The 23,386-nt window shown below is 71.6% G+C and carries 23 protein-coding genes; 12 read left to right on the plus strand and 11 right to left on the minus strand.

Translation table 11 applies throughout. The annotated features are described in order from the left end of the window. The first annotated feature begins 168 nt into the window (after positions 1-168). From AB0E94_RS46670 to AB0E94_RS46685, 4 genes are read left to right on the plus strand one after another with little or no spacing between them, the layout of a single operon-like run. The gene (locus tag AB0E94_RS46670; protein WP_360341102.1) at positions 169-852 is read left to right on the plus strand and encodes an ABC transporter ATP-binding protein; all 684 of its coding nucleotides are present in this window, start codon (positions 169-171) and stop codon (positions 850-852) included. A gap of 41 nt (positions 853-893) precedes the next feature. Then, a complete protein-coding gene (locus AB0E94_RS46675) occupies positions 894-3,188 on the plus strand; it encodes an FtsX-like permease family protein (RefSeq protein WP_360341105.1) in 2,295 nt (764 codons plus the stop codon). 19 nt (positions 3,189-3,207) lie between these two features. Continuing rightward, the gene (locus tag AB0E94_RS46680) at positions 3,208-4,395 is read left to right on the plus strand and encodes a histidine kinase (protein ID WP_360341108.1); all 1,188 of its coding nucleotides are present in this window, start codon (positions 3,208-3,210) and stop codon (positions 4,393-4,395) included. Continuing rightward, on the plus strand, positions 4,392-5,054 hold the full coding sequence (locus AB0E94_RS46685; protein WP_360341111.1) for a response regulator transcription factor: 663 nt from the start codon (positions 4,392-4,394) through the stop codon (positions 5,052-5,054). The genes AB0E94_RS46680 and AB0E94_RS46685 overlap by 4 nt, the downstream gene beginning before the upstream one ends. On the opposite strand, the gene AB0E94_RS46690 is transcribed toward AB0E94_RS46685, so the two are convergent. Further along, positions 5,049-5,870, minus strand: coding sequence for an amidase domain-containing protein (locus AB0E94_RS46690; protein ID WP_360341114.1), 822 nt, complete (start codon positions 5,868-5,870; stop codon positions 5,049-5,051). The two genes, AB0E94_RS46685 and AB0E94_RS46690, sit on opposite strands and share 6 nt — an antisense overlap. A 150-nt stretch (positions 5,871-6,020) precedes the next feature. Here AB0E94_RS46690 and AB0E94_RS46695 point away from each other — a divergent pair, with 150 nt between their 5' ends. The 3 genes from AB0E94_RS46695 (at position 6,021) to AB0E94_RS46705 (ending at position 7,682) form a co-directional block, all read left to right on the plus strand. Continuing rightward, entirely contained in the window at positions 6,021-6,692 is a 672-nt protein-coding gene (locus AB0E94_RS46695) for a helix-turn-helix domain-containing protein (protein ID WP_360341117.1), read from the plus strand. Positions 6,693-6,801: 109 nt separating this feature from the next. Next, on the plus strand, positions 6,802-7,263 hold the full coding sequence (locus AB0E94_RS46700) for a hypothetical protein (RefSeq protein ID WP_360341120.1): 462 nt from the start codon (positions 6,802-6,804) through the stop codon (positions 7,261-7,263). A 29-nt stretch (positions 7,264-7,292) separates the two neighbouring features. Beyond that, entirely contained in the window at positions 7,293-7,682 is a 390-nt protein-coding gene (locus AB0E94_RS46705; protein ID WP_360341123.1) for a VOC family protein, read from the plus strand. A gap of 15 nt (positions 7,683-7,697) precedes the next feature. On the opposite strand, the gene AB0E94_RS46710 is transcribed toward AB0E94_RS46705, so the two are convergent. Continuing rightward, on the minus strand, positions 7,698-8,267 hold the full coding sequence (locus AB0E94_RS46710; RefSeq protein WP_360341126.1) for a hypothetical protein: 570 nt from the start codon (positions 8,265-8,267) through the stop codon (positions 7,698-7,700). 94 nt (positions 8,268-8,361) lie between these two features. Between AB0E94_RS46710 and AB0E94_RS46715 the strand changes: the two genes are divergently transcribed. Beyond that, positions 8,362-9,000 carry a hypothetical protein gene (locus AB0E94_RS46715; protein WP_360341129.1) on the plus strand — a complete coding sequence of 213 codons (639 nt, stop codon included), beginning with the start codon at positions 8,362-8,364 and terminating at the stop codon, positions 8,998-9,000. 1 nt (position 9,001) lies between these two features. Beyond that, entirely contained in the window at positions 9,002-10,060 is a 1,059-nt protein-coding gene (locus AB0E94_RS46720; protein ID WP_360341132.1) for a hypothetical protein, read from the plus strand. A 1-nt stretch (position 10,061) separates the two neighbouring features. On the opposite strand, the gene AB0E94_RS46725 is transcribed toward AB0E94_RS46720, so the two are convergent. Continuing rightward, a complete protein-coding gene (locus AB0E94_RS46725; RefSeq protein ID WP_360341135.1) occupies positions 10,062-11,270 on the minus strand; it encodes a helix-turn-helix domain-containing protein in 1,209 nt (402 codons plus the stop codon). Beyond that, positions 11,248-12,141 (minus strand): tetratricopeptide repeat protein, encoded by an 894-nt coding sequence (locus tag AB0E94_RS46730; protein ID WP_360341138.1) that lies wholly within the window; start codon positions 12,139-12,141, stop codon positions 11,248-11,250. Before AB0E94_RS46730 ends, AB0E94_RS46725 begins: the two co-directional genes overlap by 23 nt. Before the next feature lie 124 nt (positions 12,142-12,265). Between AB0E94_RS46730 and AB0E94_RS46735 the strand changes: the two genes are divergently transcribed. Continuing rightward, a complete protein-coding gene (locus tag AB0E94_RS46735; RefSeq protein WP_360341141.1) occupies positions 12,266-14,506 on the plus strand; it encodes a CHAT domain-containing protein in 2,241 nt (746 codons plus the stop codon). Positions 14,507-14,534: 28 nt separating this feature from the next. Continuing rightward, positions 14,535-15,134 (plus strand): tetratricopeptide repeat protein, encoded by a 600-nt coding sequence (locus tag AB0E94_RS46740; protein ID WP_360341144.1) that lies wholly within the window; start codon positions 14,535-14,537, stop codon positions 15,132-15,134. On the opposite strand, the gene AB0E94_RS46745 is transcribed toward AB0E94_RS46740, so the two are convergent. After that, complete coding sequence (locus AB0E94_RS46745) at positions 15,101-15,727, minus strand: TetR/AcrR family transcriptional regulator (protein WP_360341146.1); 627 nt, start codon at positions 15,725-15,727, stop codon at positions 15,101-15,103. The genes AB0E94_RS46740 and AB0E94_RS46745 overlap by 34 nt on opposite strands. A 97-nt stretch (positions 15,728-15,824) precedes the next feature. Here AB0E94_RS46745 and AB0E94_RS46750 point away from each other — a divergent pair, with 97 nt between their 5' ends. After that, complete coding sequence (locus AB0E94_RS46750; protein WP_360341149.1) at positions 15,825-17,282, plus strand: MFS transporter; 1,458 nt, start codon at positions 15,825-15,827, stop codon at positions 17,280-17,282. A gap of 38 nt (positions 17,283-17,320) precedes the next feature. Here AB0E94_RS46750 and AB0E94_RS46755 read toward each other — a convergent pair whose 3' ends face one another. The 6 genes from AB0E94_RS46755 to AB0E94_RS46780 form a co-directional block, all read right to left on the minus strand. Continuing rightward, entirely contained in the window at positions 17,321-17,650 is a 330-nt protein-coding gene (locus AB0E94_RS46755) for a cupin domain-containing protein (RefSeq protein WP_360341152.1), read from the minus strand. Between the two features lie 648 nt (positions 17,651-18,298). Further along, positions 18,299-19,792, minus strand: a complete 1,494-nt coding sequence (locus tag AB0E94_RS46760) for a GGDEF domain-containing protein (protein ID WP_360341155.1) — start codon at positions 19,790-19,792, stop codon at positions 18,299-18,301. Positions 19,793-19,823: 31 nt separating this feature from the next. Next, positions 19,824-20,645, minus strand: a complete 822-nt coding sequence (locus tag AB0E94_RS46765; RefSeq protein ID WP_360341158.1) for an SDR family oxidoreductase — start codon at positions 20,643-20,645, stop codon at positions 19,824-19,826. Then, positions 20,642-21,910, minus strand: coding sequence for an FAD-dependent oxidoreductase (locus tag AB0E94_RS46770; RefSeq protein WP_360341161.1), 1,269 nt, complete (start codon positions 21,908-21,910; stop codon positions 20,642-20,644). The genes AB0E94_RS46765 and AB0E94_RS46770 overlap by 4 nt, the downstream gene beginning before the upstream one ends. Continuing rightward, positions 21,907-22,104: a ferredoxin gene (locus tag AB0E94_RS46775; RefSeq protein WP_360341164.1), complete on the minus strand. Its 198-nt coding sequence runs from the start codon at positions 22,102-22,104 to the stop codon at positions 21,907-21,909. The genes AB0E94_RS46770 and AB0E94_RS46775 overlap by 4 nt, the downstream gene beginning before the upstream one ends. A gap of 11 nt (positions 22,105-22,115) precedes the next feature. Next, entirely contained in the window at positions 22,116-23,315 is a 1,200-nt protein-coding gene (locus AB0E94_RS46780) for a cytochrome P450 (RefSeq protein ID WP_360341167.1), read from the minus strand. Between the last annotated feature and the right edge of the window lie 71 nt (positions 23,316-23,386).

The raw sequence follows: 23,386 nt of genomic DNA on the forward strand, positions 1-23,386 counted from the left end.
AACCTTCAGCGGGTACGCCGCAGCAGGAGGCACACCATTCCGGTGTGCCTCCCCGGCCCGCCGAGCGGCACGGCATACCGGGAGGTCATGAGTACGACTCAAGTCGTACGCCCGGGTTCATCATCGGGGTGGACGCCGCACCGCTGGTGCCTGCCTAGCGTCGTTCACGTGTCTACCCAACCCCTTCTCGCCGCCGACGACGTCACCAAGTCGTTCGGCGCCACCCAGGCCCTGACCGGTGCGTCGTTGCAGGTCTTTCCCGGTGAGGTGGTCGCGCTGACCGGGCCGTCCGGCTCCGGCAAGTCGACCCTGCTGCACTGCCTGTCCGGGATCCTCGCGCCGGATGCCGGCCGGATCACCTACGACGGCCATGACCTCAGCGAGCTCGGTGACCGGGAGCGCAGCGCACTGCGGCGGGACGCGTTCGGTTTCGTGTTCCAGTTCGGACAGCTGGTGCCCGAGCTGACCTGCCTGGAGAACGTCGCGCTACCCCTGCGGCTGGCCGGGGCCCGCCGCCGCCGGGCCGAGGAACTGGCCGGTGAGCTGCTGGCCCGGCTCCAGGTCGCCGAGGTGGCGGGCAAACGGCCCGGTCAGGTGTCCGGTGGGCAGGGGCAACGGGTCGCGGTGGCCCGCGCGCTGATCAGCACCCCGCGGGTGATCTTCGCCGACGAGCCGACCGGCGCGCTCGACTCCCGCAACGGCGAGCAGGTGATCCGGCTGCTGGTGGCGGCGGCGAAGGAGCGCGGCAGCGCGGTCGTGCTGGTCACCCACGAGGACCGGATCGCCGCGGCCGCCGACCGGGTGGTCGCGTTCCACGACGGCGCGAACGTGAACATGGCGGCCGCCCGATGACCGCGCAGCGAGGGCACCGCAACGAGCACGACGACCGACCGATGACCGCGCAGCGAAGCCGCCGCATTGAGCTGGTCACCGCGCTGCTGCTGGGTGTGCGGCTGAGTGTGGCCGGTGGACGGTCCGGGTGGCTGCGGCTGGCGCTGATCGCCGCCGGGGTCGGGCTCGGGGTGGGGATGCTGCTGGTGCTGGCGGCCGCGCCGACCGCGGTCGCGGCCCGGGAACAGCGGCGCAACGACCGGGCCTCGGGCGCGGTCGCCGAGTCGGCCGGGCCGGGCACCCTGCTGGTCCTGGCCGTGGAGAGCCGGTTCCGGGAGGAGCCGGTCCGGGGCCGGATCCTGCGCCCGGACGGTGACCGCCCGCCGGTTCCGCCGGGCCTGGACCGGGTTCCGGCGGCCGGTGAGATGTTCGTGTCCCCGGCGCTGGCCGAGCTGATCGCCGGGCCGGGCGGCGCCGTGCTGCCGGAACGCTGGTCGGCGCGGGTGGCCGGGACGATCGCGCCGGAGGGCCTGTCCGGGCCGGACGAGATGTGGTTCTACGCCGGGTCCGGCACGCTGACCGGCGACGACGGCGCCGAGCGGATCAGCTCGTTCGGGGACGGGCGGCCGCCGTCGACGGACGCGGCGATCGTGGTGCTCGCGATCATCGGTGCGGCGATCATGCTGATGCCGGTGCTGGCGTTCGTCACCACGGCGGTGCGGTTCGGCAGCGAGACCCGGGAACGGCAGCTCGCCGCGATCCGGCTGGTCGGCGCGGACGGCCGGATGACCAGGCTGATCGCGGCCGGGGACACCCTGGTCGGCGCGCTGCTGGGACTCGTGGCCGGCGGTGCGGTCTTCCTCGGGCTGCGAACCGCGGTCGGGACCTTGTTGCCGGCGGACTTCAGCCCGTACCCCACGGATCTCCGCCCGGTTTTGATCTTGCTGGTTTTGATCCTGCTGCTGGTGCCGGCCGGAGCCGTGCTGGTGACGCTGGCCGCGCTGCGCCGGGTGGTAATCGAACCGCTCGGCGTGGTCCGGCAGAGTGTGCCGCGCCGGCGGCGGCTCTGGTGGCGGCTGGTTCCGCCGGCGGCCGGGCTGGCGCTGCTGTATCCGCTGGCCGGCGGCCTGCCGGAGGAGATCGGCGACGGTACCCGCGGGCAGCTGGCGGCCGGGGCGATCCTGCTGCTGACCGGGGTCGTGGTGCTGCTGCCGTGGCTGGTTCAGGCGCTGGTCCGGCGGCTCGGCGGCGGCGGGGTGGCCTGGCAGCTGGGGGTGCGGCGGCTGCAGCTGGACAGCGACACGGCGGTCCGCTCGGTCTCCGGGATCGCTGTGTCGGTCGCCGGCATCATCGCTGTTCAGGGGCTGCTCGGCGCGTCGATCGCGGCGACCGGCGGGGCGCAGGCGCCGGCCGAACGGTTCCAGGCGGTCGCCTACACCAACGGCGCCGACGGCACCGGATGGCCGGCGGCCCTGACGGGCACGCCGGGGGTCGAGGCGGTGCGCCTGTCCGGCTACGGCTATCTCCAGACCGATTCTCAAGATCAAAACGGCGCGATGGTACGGGTGGGCGACTGCGAAGTCCTCCGGCAGTACGCCCCACTGCCCTCCTGCACCGACGGTGACGCCTTCGCGGCCGTGATGCCGGGCTGGGACAAGATCGTCCAGGAACCGGGCACCGCGTTCTTCGGCGCCGACGGCAACGTCCCGCTCTCCTCGTGGACGGTCCCGGACAACCTGCCCGAGGTCACGCTCTACCCGGGTGAGGCCGGGCCGATGCCGTACCTGGCCACCCCGGGCGCGCTGAAGATCCGCCCCGACCTGTCCGGCCTGACCACCGACGGTCACCTGATCCGGCTCGACCCGGCCCGGCCGGACGCCATCGAACAGGTGCGCAACACGATGACCCGGCTCGCCCCGGCCGCTCCCCTGCAACTCTTCGGCGACCAGCGGATCGGCAACCAGTTCGCCGGGGCCCGCCAGGTGGTCCAGGCGTGCGCGGTGCTGCTGCTGCTCTTCATCGGCGCGAGCATGCTCGTCAACGTGACCGAACAGCTGCGCGAACGGCGGCGGCTGCTGGCGGTGCTCGCCGCGTTCGGCACCCGGCGGCGGACCCTGTCGGCGTCGGTGCTCTACCAGATCGCCATCCCCGCGTCGGCCGGGCTCCTGCTGGCGGTGCTGGTCGGCGGCACCCTGTCGGCGGTGCTGCTCGCCGCCACCCGGGCGCCGGTCACGATCGACTGGCCGGCGATCAGCCTGGTGACCGCCACGGTCGCCGCGATGATCATGGCCGTCACGGCGGCCGGGCTGCCCCTGCTGTTCCGGCTGTTGCAGGTCCAGGAACTGCGCAGTGAGTGAACGTCCTAGTCTGATCGGCATGCCGGTTCGTCTACGTCCCTCGCCGGCCGATCTGCTGGTCTCGGCCTTCGTAGTCGTCCTGGCCACCTGGTGGTGGCATCAGTTCCGGGCCGGTGGGCTGGCGTTCGGCCTGCTCGCCGGGACGGTGCTGCTGTGGCGCCGCCGGTACCCGCTCGCTGTGCTGGCCGGTGTGTCGGCGCTGGCCGTCGCGACGGCGACGGTCGAGGTCGACGAGACCCAGCTGCACGAGGGCATGCTGCTGATCACGCTCGCCCTCGCGATGTGGGCGGTCATCGTGCACGAGGCGACCCTGCGGCGTGCGGTGGCCGGTGGAGTGGCCGCGTCGCTGGCCGCCGCGGTGGTGCTCCCGCTACAGAACAACGTCGGCGGCGGGCTGAGCGGGATCACCCTGCACGACATCGCGAACAGCTTCGGGGTCGTGATCGGCTACGGAGGCGTGGTCTGGGCGGCCGGGCTCAGCGTGCGCTACCTCGGCCAGTTGCGAGCCAGCACGGCCGAACGCCGGCTCAGCGCCGAACGCGAACGCCGGGACAACACGCGGATCGCGGTCGCCGAGGAACGGGCCCGGATCGCCCGGGAACTGCACGACATCGTCGCCCACTCACTGTCGGTGATCGTGCTGCAGGCGAACGGGGCGGCGTACGCGTTCGACCACGACCAGCAGCGGGTGCGTGAGGCGTTGCGGACCATCGGGACCACCGGGGCGGACGCCCTGGACGAGATCCGTCAGCTCGTCGAGATGCTGCGCAGTGACGGAGGCGAGGCGTCCGACCGTGCCCCCGCCGCTCTTGATCAGATCGAAGCGGTCGTGCAGCGGGCCCGCGACGCGGGTCTGGTCACGACCCTGGCGGTGCACGGCACCCCGCCGGACGTGCCGGGCGGCGTGGCGCTCGCGGTGTGCCGGATCGTGCAGGAGTCGCTCACCAACACCCGGAAACACGCCGGACCGGGCTCTGCCGCCGCGGTGACCGTCGACTACCGCCCCGGCCACATCGACATCGAGGTCACCGATACACCGGCGGGCGCCCGGCCGGAGAGTCCGGCCGGCGGTGGCCACGGGCTGGTCGGGATGCGGGAGCGGGTCGCGCTCCACGGCGGGACGTTCGAGGCCGGGCCGCTGCCCGACGGCGGCTGGCGGGTCCGTGCCGGGCTGCCGCTCAGCGGGGCACGGGCGGTGCCGGCATGATCCGGGTGGTGCTCGTCGACGACCAGCACCTGGTCCGGGCCGGGTTCCGGATGGTCCTCGACTATCAGGCCGACATGACCGTCGTGGGTGAGGCCGGGGACGGCGCGGAGGCGCTGCGCCTGCTCCGGACCACACCGGCCGACGTCGTGGTGATGGACCTGCGGATGCCGGTGCTGGACGGGGTGACCGCGACCCGGCGGATCTGCGCCGCCGGGCCGCTGCCCCGGGTGCTGGTGCTGACCACGTTCGACACCGACGAGGAGGCGTTCGCCGCGCTGCAGGCCGGGGCGAGCGGCTTCCTGCTCAAGAGCGTGCCCCCGGACGACCTGCTCAAAGCGATCCGGGTGGTGGCCGGCGGCGACGCGGTGGTGGCGCCCCGGGTGACCCGGCGGCTGCTGGACCGCTTCGCCGGCCGCCTCACCCCCGACGAGCAGGGCATCTCCGGCCCGCACAGCCTCACCGACCGGGAACACGAGGTCCTGCTGCTGGTCGCGCAGGGCCTGTCGAACCTGGAGATCAGCGGCCGCCTCCAGGTCGCCGAGGCCACCGTGAAGACCCACATCGGCCGGATCCTCAACAAACTCGGCCTCCGCGACCGCGTCCAGGCGGTGGTCTACGCCTACGAATCCGGCCTGGTCCGGCCGGGCGAGCCGTCATAGCCGAATCTGAATCAGGTAGACGCGCGAGCCCGGACGACTCTGGCTGATCGGTGCGTTCGCGCCCGGATCCCACGACCAGTAGCGGTTGAGCCGGGCCAGGCTGTGCTGCGTCACCGACGGCGCCCGCTGCGCGTCGAGGGCGGTCACGATGGCGACGTGGTCGATCACGCCGTCGGGTGCGCCGGCCCAGTCGTAGGCGATGACGTCACCGAGCTGGGCGCCGCCGGCCGTGACGTCGGTCCACTGGACCTCCCGGATCGTCGCGTAACCGGCCTGGATCAGCGCGTTCTTGAGGGCGTCGGCACGGATCGCCGGGACCGTCGGCGACGGCTGATCGGTCCAGTTCCCGGTCCGCGCCAGCTGACCGGCCCAGAGCGCCTGCGAGACGAACCAGGTGCAGTCGTTGCCCGGATAGCGCTCGGCGTCCGCATAGTGCGCGACGGCCCAGTCCCGGGCGGCGGTGCGGTGGTAGCACTCCGGTTCGCCCGGCAGGTACTGATTGAAGCCGGGAGTCGTGGTGTAGTAGTCGGCGATCCAGCCCCGGACCGGCGCGCTGATCAGGTGCCAGACGTTGTTGCCGAGCACGTCACGGCCGCGTACCGCGCAGATCGCGGTGAACGCCGTGCCGTCGGCCAGCACCGTGATCGGCGGCGCCGCCGGGTCGTACGGGTCGGGCCGGACCTTGAGCCCCACGCCACCGGTGCCGGTCACCCGGTAGCCGCTGATGTCGGCGGCGGCCGGGGCCGGGGACACGGCGGACGCGAAAGAGATCGCGACGATCGAAATGAGCACACGGCAGTACATCGGAATTCTCATGACCATTCCTTGCCTCGACGGGCGAGCCGTCAGACTCCCAGATCGGCAAGGTCGAAAAAAGAGATCAGGTGGCAGGTTGCCAACTGGTTGCCACCGACGGTGGCGCCGGGATGAAATCGACGCAACAGTCAACTCACCCCGGAGCGGCTGATGACGATCTCTGCTGTTCGAGGATTCGCCGAGGACCTGCGAAAACTGCGGCTGTCGGCCGGCATCACCAGTCAGCGCGCCCTCGCCCGGCTCGCATTCCTGTCACACACCACGGTCTGGGCGGCGGAACTCGGCGCCGAACTCCCGTCCCTGCCGGTGACCCTGGCCATCGTCCGGGCGTGCGGCGTCTCCGACGACGAGGAGAAGGCGTGGGAACGCCGGTGGCGGCTGATCTACGCGGCCGGCCAGGAACATCCGTCATCGGCCTGGCCGACGCAGGAACTGGCCGACGGCAGCGACCCGATGGACACCGGATGCGATGTCGACGCGGTCACCGTGCAGATCGCGCGGGTGTCCCTCGCCGCGAAACGGCACATCATCGGGCGTATCGAGTTGCGGTACTCGCCGCGGTCACACGCGGCGTGGGGGCGGTTCCACGGGGAGAAGGGCCTCGACTGGCTGGCCGCGCATCATCATCGGGTCGATCTCACGATCGGGATCGGGCGGGAATCGGATGAACGACGCCTCGGCTTCCAGACCGAATATGCCGCCGACAACCATTGGGGCGACCTTTTGATCACCGGGACCGGCGCATTCTTCGCTTGGACGGCGGTGCGTTTCGACGGCACCGAGGTCGCCTATCGCGAGACCGATCGGGCGGTGCTGGATTGATCGCCGGCTGGCAGGCGACTGGCAACTGACAACGAGCCCCTGGCCCACGCCGTCCCGGCCCACCCACTCTGGAACGCGAATCCGTACCGGAGCGAAAGGGGTCAAGGGGATGCGTCGTCTGGGATGCGCGGCCGCGGTCGCGGCTCTGATGTTGCCGGCCGGCTGTTTCTCCGGCACATCGGAGACCGCCGCGGAGATCGATTGGGGCTCGGTCCGCAAGCGGGACGTCAGCTGCCTCGGCGACGTCGAAGTGGTCCGCCGGGACCACTACGACCTGAACGGGGACGGCCGGGCCGAGATGTTCCTCATCATGCGGTGCCTCGCCGACCACGAGCCGGCCGGTGACCAGCTCGAAGTGATCGCCGGCGGCACTGACTTCGAAACCGCCCCACCGACCAAGCTGGTCCTCCAGATGCCCGAGGCGGTCGTCGACAGGTTGTGTTTCGCCGGCCGGGCCGCGATCTACCGGGTCACCGGCGGCGGCCGGTCGGCGGTGTGGCAGGTGACGTGGGCGGACGACGCCGCCGAGCCGGGCCCGCCCACCCCCGGACCGGAACAGGGTTGCCCCTGACCGTCCGCCCGCGCGGATAGGGTGGATCAATGGGGACGGTACGGAAGGTTCAGGTCACGTTCGACTGCGCGGATCCGGGGCGGGTGGCTCGCTTCTGGTGTGAGGTGCTCGGGTATGTCGTACCGCAGCCTGATGAACCGCAAGGCGGCTCGGCCGTCGCGATGGATCCGGCGGGTGACGGGCCGCGGCTGTATTTTCAGCGGGTCCCGGAGGGCAAGATCGTCAAGAACCGGGTGCATCTCGACGTGCGGGTCGGCACCGGGCTGGTCGGGGCGGAACGGCTCGCCGTGCTCACCGCCGAGAGCGAGCGGCTCGTCGCGCTCGGGGCGACGGTCTTCCAGGTGCTGGTCGCCGACGAGGAGAACGAGTCCTGCATCGTGATGCAGGACGTCGAGGGAAACGAGTTCTGCCTCGACTGATCGATGCGTGCGGAGCTATTCGCAGGGTTCGAACGCGTTGGTGATGTAGGCGATCCGGCCGGAGCCGTCCTCGTGGTCGCCGGCCCACATCATCGACGGCTCGGCGGGGGCGGTGATCCAGTACATCTGGAACACCTCGTCCCACTGGGTCTTGGCGCCGGGGATCGCCCGGACCGCCTCGCGGACGGTCGTCGCGGTGGTGACCCCGTGCGGGAGCGTCACGTGCGGCGGGATCCGGCCGGCGCCGATCGTCCAGCCGACCAGGCGGCCCGCACCGGCCGGCGCGAGACTCACCGTCAGGGCGTCCCAGGTCAGGGTACGGCGCGGGTCGGCCGTGGCGTCCAGCTCGCAGCCCTTGCTGTCGATCGCCCGGTCGGGCGGCCCGAGGGTGCGGCGCAGCATCTTCTCCGCGGCCTTGGCCGACCCGCCAACCGCGATCCGCCCGACCGCCGTCGGGGTGAGCTCCAGCGCGGCCTGCCGGACCGGATCGGGCCTCTCTCCGAGTGCGGGCGCGGTCAGGGTGGCGAGCAGCGTGACCGCGACGGCCGGGAGACAGACCAGGCGCACGGCGAAAGAGAACGGCACCGTCTCATCATCGAACGCCGGGGCCGGATCCCTGCCCGGCCGGGCCACGGGTTCGCCCGTCCGCGTGACGCCACCTCAACTACACTGCGCTGCCGTGAGCACCGCCGAGATCCTCGAACAGTTCGACGAAGCCGCTGAAGAGTTCCTGTTCCCGGACCTGGACAACGGCTACTACTACGCCGTCGACGTCCGGCTGCACGCCTACCGTGACGCCGAGCGGTGGGCTCTCATCATCGAGGCGGTCGGGTATTCGCCGCGGGCCGGGAATCTCATCGACGTCCTGCATGTCTTCGGCAACTGCCTGACCTCGGGCGAACCGGGTTTCGACAACGGGGACTTCCTCAGCCGGATCGACAACTGGGACGACGTCGAGAACTGCGACGAACCCGAGGGCTGGACCGGAGCCCCGCTGGTGGTCCGCGGGCAGACGATCACCGTGCCGGGCGAGCCCGGCGAGGATCTGATCGACGTGCTGCGCCGGCTCGTCCCCGAGCACCGGGAACTCCTCCTCGCCGACGAGACCGAACTGCGCCGCCGGATCCCCGCCGACCTGCCCGAGGTGCTGCGCCTCGACGAGTGGCACCAGCCGGAGCTGTTCGAGTCCACGCCCAGCGAGTCGCCGTTCTATCAACAGATCGCCGACGTGCTGACCACAGGCGACCCGGGCCGCTACACGCCGGCCGGGCCGCCGAACACCCACTGGTCGTTCTGGCCCGAGTCAGGAAGTCTGTGACGTGATCGAGGCGGGGCGGCGGGAGCTGCGGCGGGTGCGGGAGTCGGCCGAGGCATGGCCGGAGCTGCGGGACGACGTGCGGCGGGCAACGGTTCTGTGGGCGCTTCAGTACGACAGGCAGCCCGGGGATCTGGCGCTCGTGCGATGGCTGGCCGCCGAGGAGGTCCGGTGCCGGCGGTCGGACGGCTTCCAGGGGCTCACCGACGAGGCTGAGCTGGCCGGGTTCCTGCTCGCCGAATACCGGCAGGTCGAGGACGTCTGGACGCAGTGGGAGCTCAAGCGGGCCAACTTCGACACGTGGTGCGGCTACGACGTCGAGCACCTGTTCGCCGCCGGGGTGCAGACCACGATTGATTTCGTACGCGGGAGCGGGCACCCGTACCAAAAGGAGGTTTTGGAACGTCTCCTCGACGAGGACGGTGAGCCGGCGATGTCCGAGGACGACATCGCCGAGTGGGCCGACGACAGGCGGGCGCGGTTCCCCGCCGATCCGGCCGCCGAGGATCCGCTGACCTGGGTCGAACGCGCCAAAGTGACGGGTGACCGGGTGCTGGCCCGCGAGTGGCTGGACCGGTGGTCGGCGAACCGTCCGCGCGACCGGGGCACGCTGTCGCAGTTGCGCTACCAGCTGGCCGATCTGGACGCGTTCGCCGAGGCGGCGGCCGCGCAGCGGGAGCTGGCCGGGTTCGCCGACAGCGCCTGGGACCGGGCGTCGGCGTGGCAGGACCTGGCCGGGCTGGAACGTCAGGCCGGTGACCTCGGCGCGGCCTGGACGGCTCTGCGCGAATGCGGCCGGGCGCTGGACGACGTGTCCGGGTGGACCGAGGTCGGGCTGGGCCGGATGTTCGTACACGAGTTGTTCCAGCTTGCCGCCGCAGCCGGTGACGATCTCGCCGGGGTGGTGTTCGCCGAGGCGGACCGGCAGGCGGCGATCGTGCCGCGCCTGCCGGTGGTGGTGCTGCGCGATGCGGTCGCGGCCGCGCAGCAGGCCGGTGACCAGGACCGGGCCGGGCACTACGAGCGGCTGCGGGACGCCGAGCAGGCCCGCATCGACGCCTGACTCAGGCGGTGACCTGAAGCCGTTCGGCCAGGCCGCGCAGCTCGGTGCCGCCGGCGCTGCGGTTCGACCGGTCCAGCAGCATCCGGGTCGTCTCGCGGGTCATCGCCGACGTGTGCACGTGCTGCGGCGCCAGCCGTTCCGCGGTGAGCAGGAGACGGACCGCCTCCCGGTCGCGGCCGCGCAGCCGGGCCAGCGCCCGCGCGGTGTCCGCGTAGTAGAACACCTGCCGGAACCCGATCGGCAGGGCCGCCGGATTCGTGGTGCGGGCGATCTCCGCGGCCCGGCCCGGATCGCCGCCGTCGGCTTCGATCCCGATCCGCCACATGGCGACGTTCGTCGGGCCGAAGTACAGGCTCATGGTGGTGGTCTCGCCGGTGCGGGCGGCCAGTTCGACGGCCTCCCCCGCCCAGGCGCCACTGTCGTCCGGGCGGCCGCAGCCCCGGCTCGCGAGCGCGCCGATCAGCAGCAGGGAACCGAGCACCTCGGTGGCGCCCGGGTCGGCGGCGTGCGGGCGCAACTCGTCGACTGCGCGTTCGACCAGGGTGAGTCCACGCTGGTAGGAGCCACATCCGGTGGCAGCCGCGGCGCGGGCGTAGGCGGCGTACCCGATCAGGGTGGGATCGCCGGAGGCCTCGGCGGCGTCGCGGCAGCGTTCGGCGCCGAGCCAGGCGTCGGCCTGACGGCCCAGGTTGCGCAGCACCGACGAGGCGATGAAGGTGACATCGCAGAGCAACCGGATCGCGGCGGTACGGTCCGGGCCGCCGGCCGCCGCGTGCAGGTCCCGCAGCAGGGCCGGGATCAGCCGGGCCGCGCCGGCGTAGTCGCACGCCTGCCGCAGCTCGTCGACCAGCGCGACGGTACGGGCCGTCTCGGTCACCGGGCCGGGTTCCCTGGTGACGGGCTCGGACAGGTCGGTGTCGATCAGCGCCTGCCGGATCGCGTGCACGTGGGCGTGCGCGGCCACCACCTCACGATCCGCCGCCGGGACCGGAACACCCGTCAGCTCGGCCGGCGCGCACTCCAGGGCGGTGGCGATGTCGGCGAGGGTGAACCTGTTGTCGGCGGCCTGCCGGCCCCGTTCGATCCGGCTCCAGGTGGCGTGCGAGAGCCCGGCCCGGCTGGCGGCGTACCGCACGCTCCAACCGCGAAGCAGGCGACGTGCCCTGATGCGCTCCCCGATGCCGGGGTCACCGCTCGTTCGTGGGGTCATGCCCCGGAACGTAACCCGCGTCCGGGACGGCACCGGTACATGCGCGTACCACCTTCTCCTCCCGGACCTTCTCCAGCACGGCGTTGTCCGCGTCCAGGTCGGGGTGGCCGATCTGCCTGTCGAGTTCGACGACCTGTTCGAGCTCGTGGATCGCCTCGTCCAGGTCGCCGCGCTTACGGTGGATCATCGCGATGTTGAACCGGCTGACCGCCTCACCCGGCCGGTGCCCGGTGTCCAGCACGATGCGCAGTGCCTGCTCGTGGAAGGCCAGCGCGCGTTCCAGGTCCTGCAGTGCCTTGTAGCCGCTGCCGATGTTGTTCAGGGTCGCGGCCTCGCCGACCCGGTCGCCGATCTCCCGCGAGATGGCCAGGGCCAGTTCGTAGACGGCCAGCGCCCGCTCCTGGTCGCCGAGTTTGGCGAAGGCGGTGCCCATGTTGTTGAGAGCGGTCGCCTCACCCGCCGGGTCGCCGACCTCCCGCAGGATCGGCAGCGCCCGCTCGTAGCAGGCCATCGCCTCGTGCAGATCACCGAGCCCGTTGTGCACCCGGCCGATACTGCTCAGGGTGGCGGCTTCGCCGCGGCGGTTCCCGGCCCACCGGAAGCGGATCAGGGCCAGCTGGTAGTCCTCCAGCGCCGGCCCGGGCCGGCCGGTCGCGAATCTGGCCCCACCCCGCTGATAGAAGGCCACGGTGTCCGGGCCCAGCGTGAGCGTTGCGGTGGCCGTTGCCTCGACGTCCGCAAATCTTGCGGTACGGAGCCAGGCGGTGCACAGACGATTGCCCACCTCGCGTGCGATGTCGGCCTCCCGGCCGGCCACGGCGAGCCGGTGCACCTCGGCATACCGGGCGACGGCGGTCGATCTCCGGTCCACGAACCCGGCCACCTCCTGCGAGTCGGAAACCCGTCAGATCTGTCGTGTTCGCTCAGTGTGGCCCGGTGCGGACGAACCGTACAGTAGCCGCCATGGCGATGCGGCCGGACGACGAGTGAACGCGATGGCCACGTTCGAGGTGGAGATCTTCGAGCAGTCCTCCACCTACTACGAGCTGCGGCTGTCTGCGGACGGTGGCCGGCCGGAGGTCCGTGGCCTGGACCGGGCTGCCGTCGACGAGCTGATCAGCCTGGTGGAGCGCGACTACAGCACCGACGCCGACGCTCAGAAGGTGTTCGGCGCGCTCCGCCTGATCGAGCTGGGCACCAGGCTGGCCGAGTTCCTCGACGGCGACGGCCGCTGGCTGGACCGGATCCTGGCCGGCCCGGACGGCGCCGTCCTGCGGATCACCGCCGAACAGCAGCTCCGGCATCTCCCCTGGGAGCTCCTGGCCCGGAACAAGGCGTTCCTGGCGGTGGCCGCGCGCCCGCTGCTGCCGGTGCGGGCGGTGGGCACCCACGCCGCCCTGAACACCCCGGTCACACCTGGTAATCGCCCGTTGCGGGTGCTGTTCATGGCCACCTCCCCCGAGGGCGTCGAGCCAGTGCTCAACTTCGAGGCCGAGGAAGCCGCGATCCTGACGGCGACCCGGCGTACCGGCACCGATCTGGTCGTCGAGGAGAGCGGCACCCTCGAGGGCCTGCGTTTCCTGAGCAACGACTACGGCCGGGGCTACTTCGACGTACTCCATCTCAGCGGCCATGCGACCACCGAGAGTGGCCAGCCGGTTTTCGTGGTGGAGAACGAATTCGGTGGCAACGCCACCGCGACCGCCGACCAGATCGCCCGGGCCATGCAGGGCAACTGGCCCCGGCTGGTGTTCGTGTCGGGCTGCCTGACCGGCGACGCGCCCGGCGCGGGGGCGTTCCCGTCGATGAGCGAGAGCCTGGTGGCGGCGGGCGCTCCGGCGGTGCTCGGCTGGGCGCTGCCGGTCGGCGACGTCTCGGCCACCCATTTCGCCGCCGAACTCTACCGGGCCCTGGCCGACGGCCGCCCGCTCGACGAGGCCGTCATCGAGGCCCGCCGGCACCTCTACCAGGACCGCAAGAGCCCTTACTGGCATCTGCTGCGGGTCTACGCCGACCGCTCGCCGCTCGCTCCGATGGTCACGCCGCTCAACACCAGAGGCCGCGAGCGTCTTCAGGTACGGGCCGCCGACCAGCAGTTCCTCGACCCGCAGACGCAGCTCTCGCGGGTGGCGTCGCGAGCCGAGTTCATCGGCCGGCGCCGGGTCATCCAGCGCTGCCTGCGTATTCTGCGGAGCCCCGACGAGGCACAGGCCCTGCTGCTGACCGGCATGGGCGGCCTCGGCAAGAGCAGTCTCGCCTCCCGCCTGCTCGAACGCATGCCCACCCACCAGCGTGCCGTCTGGTTCGGCCGGGTCGACCTGACCCGGTTCCGCGAGCTCACCACCAAGATCCGGTTCGACAGTCTGGACCAGCAGGAGGAGGCCACCAAACTCCTCGACAACGATCAAACCCCGCTGGCGGTACGGCTGACGTATCTCCTCGACGGCAACGGCCCGCTCGGCCGTACCCCGTGCCTGTTCGTGTTCGACGACTTCGAGGTGGGCAATCTCGACGCCCGCGACGACGGAGGTCATGTGCTGGCCCCGGCGATGGCCGAGATCCTGCCGGCCCTGCTCCAGGCGATCCGTGACACCGGCAGCCCGAGCCGGGTGATCATCACCAGCCGTTATCGTTTCCCCGCGCCGGCCGGCACCCGGGTTCTGCCGGTCGCCCTGGAGACCCTGACCAGGGTCGAGCAGGCCAAGAAGGTCGCCAACCTGACCAACCTGCGTCCCGAGTCCACGATCGACCCGACCATCCGGACCAGGGCGATCGAGGCCGCGGCCGGCAACCCCCGCCTGCTGGACTGGCTGAACCGGATCGCCGCCGACACCACCCTCGACGTGCCGGGCCTGCTGACCGCCATCGAGGACGAGGCCGACCGGTTCCGCCGGGAGACCGTCCTGGCGAACAAGCTCCTCGAGTCCCAGCCGCTCGAACTGCGCCGCATGCTGGCCCGGGTCAACGTGGTCGAGTTGCCGATCCCGGCCGCGACGGTCCACGCCCTGCACGACCACGCCGACGCCACCCGCCACATCGAACGGGCCGTACAACTCGGCCTGCTGGAGGAGGGCACCGACCCGGAGACCCACCACCCGCGCTACTACGTCTCCAACGTCCTGCACCCACTGATCCGCCCACTGCTCACCGACGACGAGTACGTCGAGGCATGCGCCGCCGCCGCGCGCTCCCTGCACAAACTCTGGGTCCTCGACGTGACCGCCCCCGATGAATGACCCGGCAGCCCTTCTCAGATGGGTCGAGGTGCATCGTCTGGCGGTCGCCGGCCGGCAGGCCGACATCGCTCAGGACTGCGGCACTCGACTGGGCTGGGCATGGTTGAGCTGGTCACGGTTCGGTGATGTCGAGTCGCTGGCCACCTCGACATTGACCCTGGGCTCGCACGCGACGGCCTTATACCAGCGAGGGTGGGCTCGTCGTTTGATCGGCCGGCCCCAGGCCGCCCTACAGGACTACCAGCACGCCCTGGATCTGCACCGGCAGGCAGGGGACCTGATCGGCGAATCCGACACCCTGAGCAACATCGGCATGGTGCACATCGGGTCGGGCAACCACCGGCAAGCACTCGACTACTTCCGGCAGACCCTGTTCATCATCCAGGAGATCGGCTACCGGGCCGGCGAATCGGTCACTCGCTACAACATCGCGATGGTTCACGAAATGACCGGCGACCTGGATCAGGCTGTCCACGAGCTCGAGCAGGTGGTCGAGCTCGAGCAGGTGGTCGAGCTCGACCGCCAGATCGGACACCCTGATCTCTCCACCCACACCGCCGTACTCGATCGAATGCGCCGGCAACGGGCGGAAGGTCAGCGGGCCGAGTCGCCGGGGCTCACCCCGTAGACCAGGCGCAGGATGGCGTCGGTCAGGGTGTCCAGGAGTTCGTCCTCGTTGTAGGCGGACGGGTCGGCGTACACGTCGGAGAACATCGTGCTGCGCAGGTTGACCGCCATCCGGGCCAGCAGCGCCGGTGACCCGCCGACGGTGAGGCCGGCCCGGGCGTCGCGCTCGATCCGGGCGCTGAACAGCGTGCAGCCCTTGTCGACGAGCCGATCACGGACCTGCATGACGTCCGGCCCGGGATCGGGGGCGAGGAACGCCTCGCGCAGCCACCGCCCGTCGACCTTCCACCGGGCCAGCCCGGCCGCCAGCCCGCGCCGCAGCGCCGCCCGGTCGAGGCCGTCGGAGCCGAGCCACTCGGCCAGTTCCACGTCGGCTTCGGCGATGCCCTGGTCGACGACCGCGGCGAGCAGCGCCTGCTTGGACTCGAAATAGAAGTAGAACCCGGACCGGGTGATGCCGGCCGCCCCGGCCAGCTCGTCGATGGTGACCTGGCTGATCGGCTTGTCCCGGAAGACCGCCCGGGCGGCGTCGACCAGGGCCTGCTCCCGCTGGTCACCTTTCGTGGGGGCACGACGGCTCTTGATGGCTGGCACGGCGCCGACTCTACAGCCCATCAAATGTAATTGACGACGCATCTTGAGTTTTTGACACGGCGTTGAAAATACTTGGCTACGGGTCTACGTTCAGCGCATGTCCTTCCGAACGCGTCTGGCGCTGCCTGTCGCCTCGTACGTCGTCCTGCTCGTCTCCGCCCTGCAAACGCTCGTGGTCCCGGTCGTCGCCGACATCCAGGCCGACCTGGACGTCACCACGAGCGCGGCCAGCTGGGTGGTGACCGCGAACCTGCTGGCTGCGGCGGTGCTCACGCCGATGCTGGGCCGGCTCGGTGACCTGTACGGCCGCCGTACCGTGATGCTCGGGGTCCTCGTCGCGGTCCTGCTCGGTTCCGTGCTCGCCGCCACCACCGCCAGCCTGCCGCTCCTGCTCGTCGGCCGGGTCGCCCAGGCGGCCAGCTTCGGACTGTTCCCGCTGGCCATCGGCGTGCTCCGGGAGGAGCTGCCGCCGCACCGCCTGACCGGCGCGATGGCCCTGGTCAGCGGCATGCTCTCAGTCGGCGCCGGCCTCGGCCTGGTGATCACCGGCCTGCTGATGCGCCAGGGCGGCGACTATCACCATCTGTTCTGGCTGGCCTCCGCCCTGACCGTGATCGGCCTGATCGGCGCGTGGCTGCTGCCGGCCCGCCCGGGAGCGGCCACCGGCACCCTCGACTGGGCGGGCGCGGGCCTGCTCGGGCTGGGTCTCGTGCTGCTGCTCCTGCCGCTGGCCGAGGGCAACGGCTGGGGCTGGGGTTCACCCAGGGTGATCGGCTTGCTGGCCGGCGCGGTGGCCGTACTCACCCTGTTTGTCCTTTTTGAACGCCGGGTCACGCATCCGCTGGTCAGTACCAGGATGCTCAGCCACCGTCCGATCGTGGTGGCCAATGCGGCCGGTCTGTTCCTGGGCTTCTCGATGTTCGCCGTGTTCCTGTCGGTGTCCGCGCTGGTCCAGACACCGCCCGAGGTGGCCGGCTACGGTTTCGGCGCGTCGGTGCTCGCGACCAGCCTCATCTACCTGCTGCCCGGCACGGCCAGCGGCGTGTTCACCGCGCCACTGGGTGGCCGTCTGGTGGCCCGCTTCGGCGCGAAGGCGACGCTGGTGATCGCGGCGACGCTGGCCGGCGCCGGTTTCGCGTGGCTCGCGGTGCTGCACGCGGCCACCTGGGAGGTGATCGTCGGGGCGCTGGCGGTCAACACCGCCGTCACCTTCGGGTACGCCGCCCTGCCCGCCATGCTGATCGCCCACGTGGAGCCCGCCGAGACCGGCATCGCGAACAGCGTGAACTCGATCGCCCGCTCGGTCGGCATGTCCCTGGGCACCGCGTTCGTGGTCACCATGACGACCCGCAACCCGATCCCCGGCCCGGTCCCGCTCCCCCGCGAGGCCCAGTTGGTGACGGTGTTCGTGGTGGGCGCCGCCCTGGCCGCGGCGGCCGCCGTCACGGTCGCCCGGCTGCTGCCCCGGGCCCCGCAGCCGAAACTCACCGTAGCCGAGGTGGAGGCCGACGAGGTGCTGGGCGCCGCCGGCCTGGACACCCCGGTCCGCCGCTGAAGCCTGGTCGCGGCGGCGGACCGGGATCGCCGGAGGCGTCAGCTCTTGGCGACGGTCAGCAGGACGACGCTGTCATCGACGGCCTTCAGGCTGTGCCGGCGGTTCGGGATCACCAGCAGGTCACCCGCGTCGCCGGCCTGCTCGTCGGTGCCGGCGACGAGCCGTACGTGGCCATGCAGCACTTGAAGGGTGGCTTCGCCGGGGCTCTCGTGTTCGTCGAGCTGCTGCCCGCCGGCCAGGGCGATCAGTGTCTGCCGCAGCACACTGGCGGTGCCGCCGTGCACGGTGTGGGCGCTGCGCCCGCTGGACGCCTGGCGGGCGATGGCCAGGTGCTGTTCGGTGAGCCCGGACAGTGACGTGGTCTCCATGGGGTCTCCTGACGGTAGGGTCCGGCCGGATCACGATGTCTCGCCCGTGGGCCCGCCGGCCAGGGCCGGAAGTCCCAGCCACGCCTGGTTCCCACCGGAGCGGCGCGGTTTGGCCGTCTACGCCGCCGCGGCCTGGACCCTGCTCCGCTCCGCGCCGTCAGGTGCCGACCGCCTCGGCCCCGGCCGATGACGCAGTCATGGCGGTGGGGTTCCGGCATCATGGCGCTGCCTCCGAGCGGCGATGGGAGCACACACTGCGCGATCGTGTGCGCTGGTCCTCGTGCTGCCGATGACCAGCGCACACGTAACGCCGATCGCGGGATCTGACCTACGTGATGGCAGTGCCGAACGCACACGATCGGCCATTGTGTGCTCTGGCCGTCGTTCGACACCAGTGGCGCGCGGGTAGGGCGTTCCAACCTCCGTCGACAGCAGCGACTCGCGTGGTGACCCTCGGTTCGGATCGAACCTCAGATGTCCACGCAGGCCAGCCAACCCGGCAACGTGGTGACACACGGCCCGATCCGAACCGCAGGTGTCCACGCGGGCCGCTCGGCGCGACCTCTGGGTCGGCGGCCGGGCAGCCCGATCGCACCCCGGCCCGAGATGCCGGCCCACCAAGCGGCGAACGGCCACCCGCCGGTGTGATCAGCTCAGCAGGGCTCGCTGCCGGGGCGGGTCGGCGGCCGGCACCGGGGGCTCGTAGGTGCGGATCGTGCCCTTGCCGGCGGCCTTCGCGGCGTACATGGCGATGTCGGCCTGGCGCAGCAGTTCGCCGAGTGGGTGGGTGCCGGTGGCCATGCCGATGCTGCCGCCCACCGTCACCTGCTCGCCCTGGATCTGCATCGGGGCGGAGACCGCGGCCAGGATGTCGGCGCCCAGCCGGCGGCCGGCGGCCTCGGTGGCGGGAGCCGTGAGGACCAGCGCGAACTCGTCGCCGCCCAGCCGCACGACCAGGTCGCCGGGGCGGGCCGCCGCGGTCAGCCGGGCCGCGATCGTGACCAGCACGTCGTCGCCGGCGGCGTGGCCCAGGCGGTCGTTCACCGGTTTGAAGCCGTCCAGATCCAGCAGCAGGATCGCGCCACCGCCCGGGGCCGCGGTCATCTGCCGGCCCAGGTCGTTGAAGGCGGCCCGGTTGTGCAGGCCGGTGAGCGCGTCGTGGTGGGCCTGGTGCGCCAGCTCGGCCTGCTGCTGTTCGAGTGTGATAGCGAGCCGGCCGACTATCGCGACGGTCATGAACTGGCGTGCCAGGACCAGGCTGAACGTGGTCAGGAGAACCCAGACGACAGGTCCGGCGAGGGTGTCGTCGTGCACCAGTTCGACAGCGGTGGCGGCCACGGCCAGGACGATCGGGATGTACGGCAGGATCGCCCACGGACCGGCGAAGTGCCGCTTCGTGCCGGCCTCGGCGAACTCGGGCGCCCGTACCCGGCTCGCGATCAGGAGCAGCCCGGCGGCCAGGATGAACCCGGCGCCGGCGCCACCCGCGTACCAGGGCTGTTCGGCGACCTGGTTGCGCAGGCCGAGCAGAGCGCTGACGGCGAGGACCACCGCGGCCGACCCGAGAAGGCGGGGGCTTTCGCCGGACGCCTCCGGCAGGTTGCGCGACATCAGGACGAGCGCGAAGGTCGCCGCGATGACCTCGGGTGCGATGAGCGCGGCGGTGTAGGCGCTGTCCGTGAGAGCGTCGTTCGCCGGCTCCAGGATGTAGATCCACACGAGCGCCAGGACGGCCCCGGACACCGCGGCGACGTCGAGCAGGCCGCGGAGGCCTTCGGCGGCGCGCACCGGTGGACTGGTCAGGTGCATGCCCACCGGCAGGAACACCGCGGCGGCGACGGAGAGCACGGCGCCGGCGAGATACGCGAACGGCATTCCGGCCAGTTCGCTCGCCAGGAACAGCCCGTTGGCGGACGCCCACGTGATGGCCCCGATCGACGCCACCACCGCGGCGGCCCGGTTGCGGCCGGTCTCGGTGGCGGCCCGCCGGCCGAACGAGACCGCCCCGGTGCCGGCCAGGAGCAGGATCAGCGCGTCCGAGATGCTGCGCCCGGCGGGCAGGGAGACGAACGGCACGATCACCTGGAAGGCGATCGCGAGGGCGATCACCACCGACAACCGTGCGCGCAGAGACCTCGTCACAGGCCCCACAACGACTGCCGGGCCACCGACTTTAGGAAACGCGGTGGTGGCGGATCCACGCGGCCTGGCCGCCGTCGACGAGCAGGTCGGTTCCGGTGATGTAGCGGGAGTGCGGGCCGGTCAGGAAGGCTGCGGCGTCGGCGATCTCGGCGGGCGTCCCGGTACGGCCGGCGCCGCACGCGTCGAGCATGGCCATCATGTGGGCACCGGAGGTGGAGTCCTGTTCGGCGCGGGCCATCGGGGTGGCGATCACGCCGGGGCTGATCGTGTTGATCCGGGCGCCGCGACGGTTGTAGGCGAGGGCGGCTGCCTGGACGCGGACCTGGTTGGCCCGTTTGGCCAGGATGTAGGCGTGCACCGGGTCGCCGCCGAAGCCGGTGATCACGTCGAGCTCGAGCAGCCCGGCGGCCGGGGTGGTGGCCAGGGCGTGTTCGTCGGCCGTGCTGAGCCGGGCGTAGTGGCCGGCCATGCTGGCCACGCAGACGATCGCGGCGCCGTGGCCGGCGAGCGGTTCGAAGGCGTCGATCAGGTAGGCGGTTCCGGCCAGGTCGACCCGCATGATCTGGTCGACGGTGGCGGTGGCGGCCGACACTCCGGCGGTGTGGACGACGGCGGCGATCCGGCCCAGGGACGCGGCGGTGGCGGCGAGCCCGGCCACCGCGGGCTGGTCGGCGATGTCGGTGACCTGGCCGCGCACGTCGTAGCCTTCGGCACGAAGCGTGGTCACGGCACGGTCGAGGTGGTCGGGGAACGCGTCGGCGAGCAGCAGGGTGCGGCCGCTGGCGAGGCGGCGGGCGACGGCGGCGCCCATCCCACCGGCCCCGGTGACGACGACGACATCAGCGGCACTCACGGCGACTCCTCGACGACAGGCGAGACAGCGAAAGGCGAAGCGGCGGACGACGAACCGGCGAAAGCCGACGCCGCGGACGACGAACCGGCGAAAGCCGACGCCGCGGAAGACGAACCGGCGAAAGGCAAGGCCGCGGAAGACGAACCGGCGGAAGGCGGCGGGGTGGCGATGGCCTGGCGCCAGGGGCGGATGGCCTTGGGTGGCATGTTGACGGCGAGAGCGCCGACGAGACGCCCGGCGCGGCGGTACGTGGCGAGGAACCGGCGCGACTCGAGGGTGCCCTCGACGATCTCGAAGTGGTCGTGTCCGCGCAGGTGGCCGTACGCGTGGATCTTGAGGTCGTACTGGTCGGACCAGAAGTACGGGACCGGTGCGAACGGTTTCGCGGCGCCGAGGAGGTTGCGGGCGGCGGCCATGCCCTGCTCGGCGGCGTTGGTGCGGTGCTCGATGCGCATCGTGACGCCGAACAGCGGATTGTGCCAGCGGGCCACGTCACCGGCGGCGTAGATGCCCGGCGCGGCGGCGCAGTACTCGTCGCAGAGCAGGCCGTCGCCGAGGTCGAGTCCGGAGCCGGCGAGCCAGTCGGTGTTGGCGATCGAGCCGATGGCGACCAGCACCTCGTCGGCGGTGCTCAGCGCGTCGTCGGCCAGCGAGGTGACGGTGACTCCGGTGCGCACGTCGACGCCGTGTTCGCGGTGGACGTCGGCGAGCATCCGGCCGACCGGTTCGCCGACGGCGTGGGCGAGCGGGACGGCGGCGGGTTCGAGCAGGGTGACGGCGCATCCGAGGCGTGCGGCGACGGCGGCGCATTCCGCGCCGAGAAACCCGGCGCCGACGATGGTCAAGGCGGTGCCGGGCCGCAGCCTTTTGCGCCATTCAAGAGCTTGGTCGATCGTACGGATGAAAGGTTGTGAATCGTCCGGAAGCGGTCGTGGCCGCACCCCGGTGGCCACGACGAGCCCGTCGTAAGGCACGTCAGTGCCGTCGCTCAGGGTGACCAGCCGCCGGGCGGTGTCGAGGCCGGCCGCCCGCACGCCCGGACGCAGGTCGATGTCGAGCGCCGCGAGTTGCGCGGGCGCGCGCAGCCGGATCCGGTCGGCGTCCCACTCCCCCGCGAGGATCTGTTTGGACAGCGGCGGCCTGTCGTAGAAGACCTCGGTCTCCTCGCTGAGCACGGTGATCGTGCCGGTGAACCCCTCCCGGCGCAGGGTCTCGACGGCGGCGAGCCCGGCCGCGCCGGCCCCGGCGATGACGATCCGGTTCACTCCTCGACCAGCCGGATGGCCGCGGCCGGGCAGACCGCGGCGGCTTCGCGGACGGCTTCGTGCTGGTCGGCGCCGGGGTTCTCGTCGAGGACGACGGCGACCCCGTCGTCTTCACGCTGGTCGAAGACGTCTGGCGCGACCATCGCGCACTGCCCGGCGGCGACGCACTTCGGCTCGTCGAACTCGATTCGCATGAGAGCCCCTTTCACCAGGTGACCGGCAGTGACTTGAGGCCGTAGGCGACGCCTTCCATGGCGAACTCGACCTCCTCGAACGGCACCGCGAGCGCGAGGGTGGGGATGCGGCGGTAGAGGGTGCCGTAGACGACCTGCAACTCGACGCGGGCCAGCGACTGGCCGAGGCACTGATGTGCGCCGTAGCCGAAGGCGTGGTGGGTGCGCGCGGGCCGGGTCAGGTCGAGCCGGTCGGGTTCGGGGTAGGCGGCCGGGTCGTAGTTGGCGCCGCCCAGGTCGAAGATGACACCGTCGCCGGCCTTGATGACGGCGCCGTGCAGTTCGATGTCCTCGACGGCGATCCGCCGGATGCCGGTGTGCACGATCGTCAGATACCGCAGCAGTTCCTCGGCCGCGCCGGCGACGAATCTCGGGTCGTCGCTGTTGGCGCGCAGCAGGGCGAGCTGGTCCGGGTTGTGCAGCAGGGCGAGGGTGCCCAGGGAGATCATGCTGGCGCTGGTCTCGTGGCCGGCGATGAGGATGGCGCTGCCCATCGTGACGGCCTCGGCGAAGGTCATCTCCCCGGCGGTGACCCGGGCGCCCATCTCGGAGAGCACGTCGTCGGCGGGTTCGGCGATCTTGCGGGTGAGCAGCGCGCCGAGGTATTCGCCGAGGTCCTGCCCGGCCTTGGCGCCCGCTTCGGGGTCGGTGTCGTGGCTGATCGCGCGGCGGCTGGCGGCCTGGAAGAACGCATGGTCCGCGTAGGGGACGCCGAGGATCCGGGTGATCACCAGGGTGGGTACCGGCAGGCCGATCGCCTCCACCAGGTCGACGGGGTTGGGGCCGGCGAGCATCTCGTCGACGAGGCCGTCGATGGTCTCCTGGATTCGCGGGCGCAGCGCCTCGACCCGTTTGACCATGAAGGGCCCGTTGACGGTACGCCGTAGCCGGGTGTGCTCGGGCGGATCGGTGTTGGTGATCAGCTCGGGGATGTGCGGGGCGATGGCGGCCCGGGAGCGGGTCATGTGCGGGTAGCCGGGCTTCTTCTCGTCGATGCTCAGCCGCGGGTCGTTGAGCAGCGCGCGCTGGTCGGCGTGCCTGGTGACGAACCACGGGGTGCTGCCGTCCCAGATCCGCACCCGGCTGACCGGCTCGGCCTCGCGGATGGCGGCGGCGGGCGCGAACGGGCAGCTCGCCTCACGTGTCATCGGATAGTAGGGCGTGTCAGACATGCCCGCTATGCAACCAACCGGACCTGACGTGAGCCGGACACGAACCTGACAGAAACCAGACGTGACCCAGG

Origin of the sequence: Actinoplanes sp. NPDC026670, assembly GCF_040638175.1 — a bacterium.
Classification (GTDB): domain Bacteria; phylum Actinomycetota; class Actinomycetes; order Mycobacteriales; family Micromonosporaceae; genus Actinoplanes.

What these genes read in the sequence shown, in the direction of transcription:
- AB0E94_RS46675 (WP_360341105.1), top strand. Translation starts at nt 894, where the DNA reads ATGACCGCGCAGCGAAGCCGCCGCATTGAGCTGGTCACCGCGCTGCTG.
- AB0E94_RS46680 (WP_360341108.1), top strand. Translation starts at nt 3,208, where the DNA reads ATGCCGGTTCGTCTACGTCCCTCGCCGGCCGATCTGCTGGTCTCGGCC.
- AB0E94_RS46685 (WP_360341111.1), top strand. Translation starts at nt 4,392, where the DNA reads ATGATCCGGGTGGTGCTCGTCGACGACCAGCACCTGGTCCGGGCCGGG.
- AB0E94_RS46690 (WP_360341114.1), bottom strand. Translation starts at nt 5,870, where the DNA reads ATGAGAATTCCGATGTACTGCCGTGTGCTCATTTCGATCGTCGCGATC.
- AB0E94_RS46695 (WP_360341117.1), top strand. Translation starts at nt 6,021, where the DNA reads ATGACGATCTCTGCTGTTCGAGGATTCGCCGAGGACCTGCGAAAACTG.
- AB0E94_RS46700 (WP_360341120.1), top strand. Translation starts at nt 6,802, where the DNA reads ATGCGTCGTCTGGGATGCGCGGCCGCGGTCGCGGCTCTGATGTTGCCG.
- AB0E94_RS46705 (WP_360341123.1), top strand. Translation starts at nt 7,293, where the DNA reads ATGGGGACGGTACGGAAGGTTCAGGTCACGTTCGACTGCGCGGATCCG.
- AB0E94_RS46725 (WP_360341135.1), bottom strand. Translation starts at nt 11,270, where the DNA reads ATGACCCCACGAACGAGCGGTGACCCCGGCATCGGGGAGCGCATCAGG.
- AB0E94_RS46735 (WP_360341141.1), top strand. Translation starts at nt 12,266, where the DNA reads ATGGCCACGTTCGAGGTGGAGATCTTCGAGCAGTCCTCCACCTACTAC.
- AB0E94_RS46750 (WP_360341149.1), top strand. Translation starts at nt 15,825, where the DNA reads ATGTCCTTCCGAACGCGTCTGGCGCTGCCTGTCGCCTCGTACGTCGTC.
- AB0E94_RS46755 (WP_360341152.1), bottom strand. Translation starts at nt 17,650, where the DNA reads ATGGAGACCACGTCACTGTCCGGGCTCACCGAACAGCACCTGGCCATC.
- AB0E94_RS46775 (WP_360341164.1), bottom strand. Translation starts at nt 22,104, where the DNA reads ATGCGAATCGAGTTCGACGAGCCGAAGTGCGTCGCCGCCGGGCAGTGC.
- AB0E94_RS46780 (WP_360341167.1), bottom strand. Translation starts at nt 23,315, where the DNA reads ATGTCTGACACGCCCTACTATCCGATGACACGTGAGGCGAGCTGCCCG.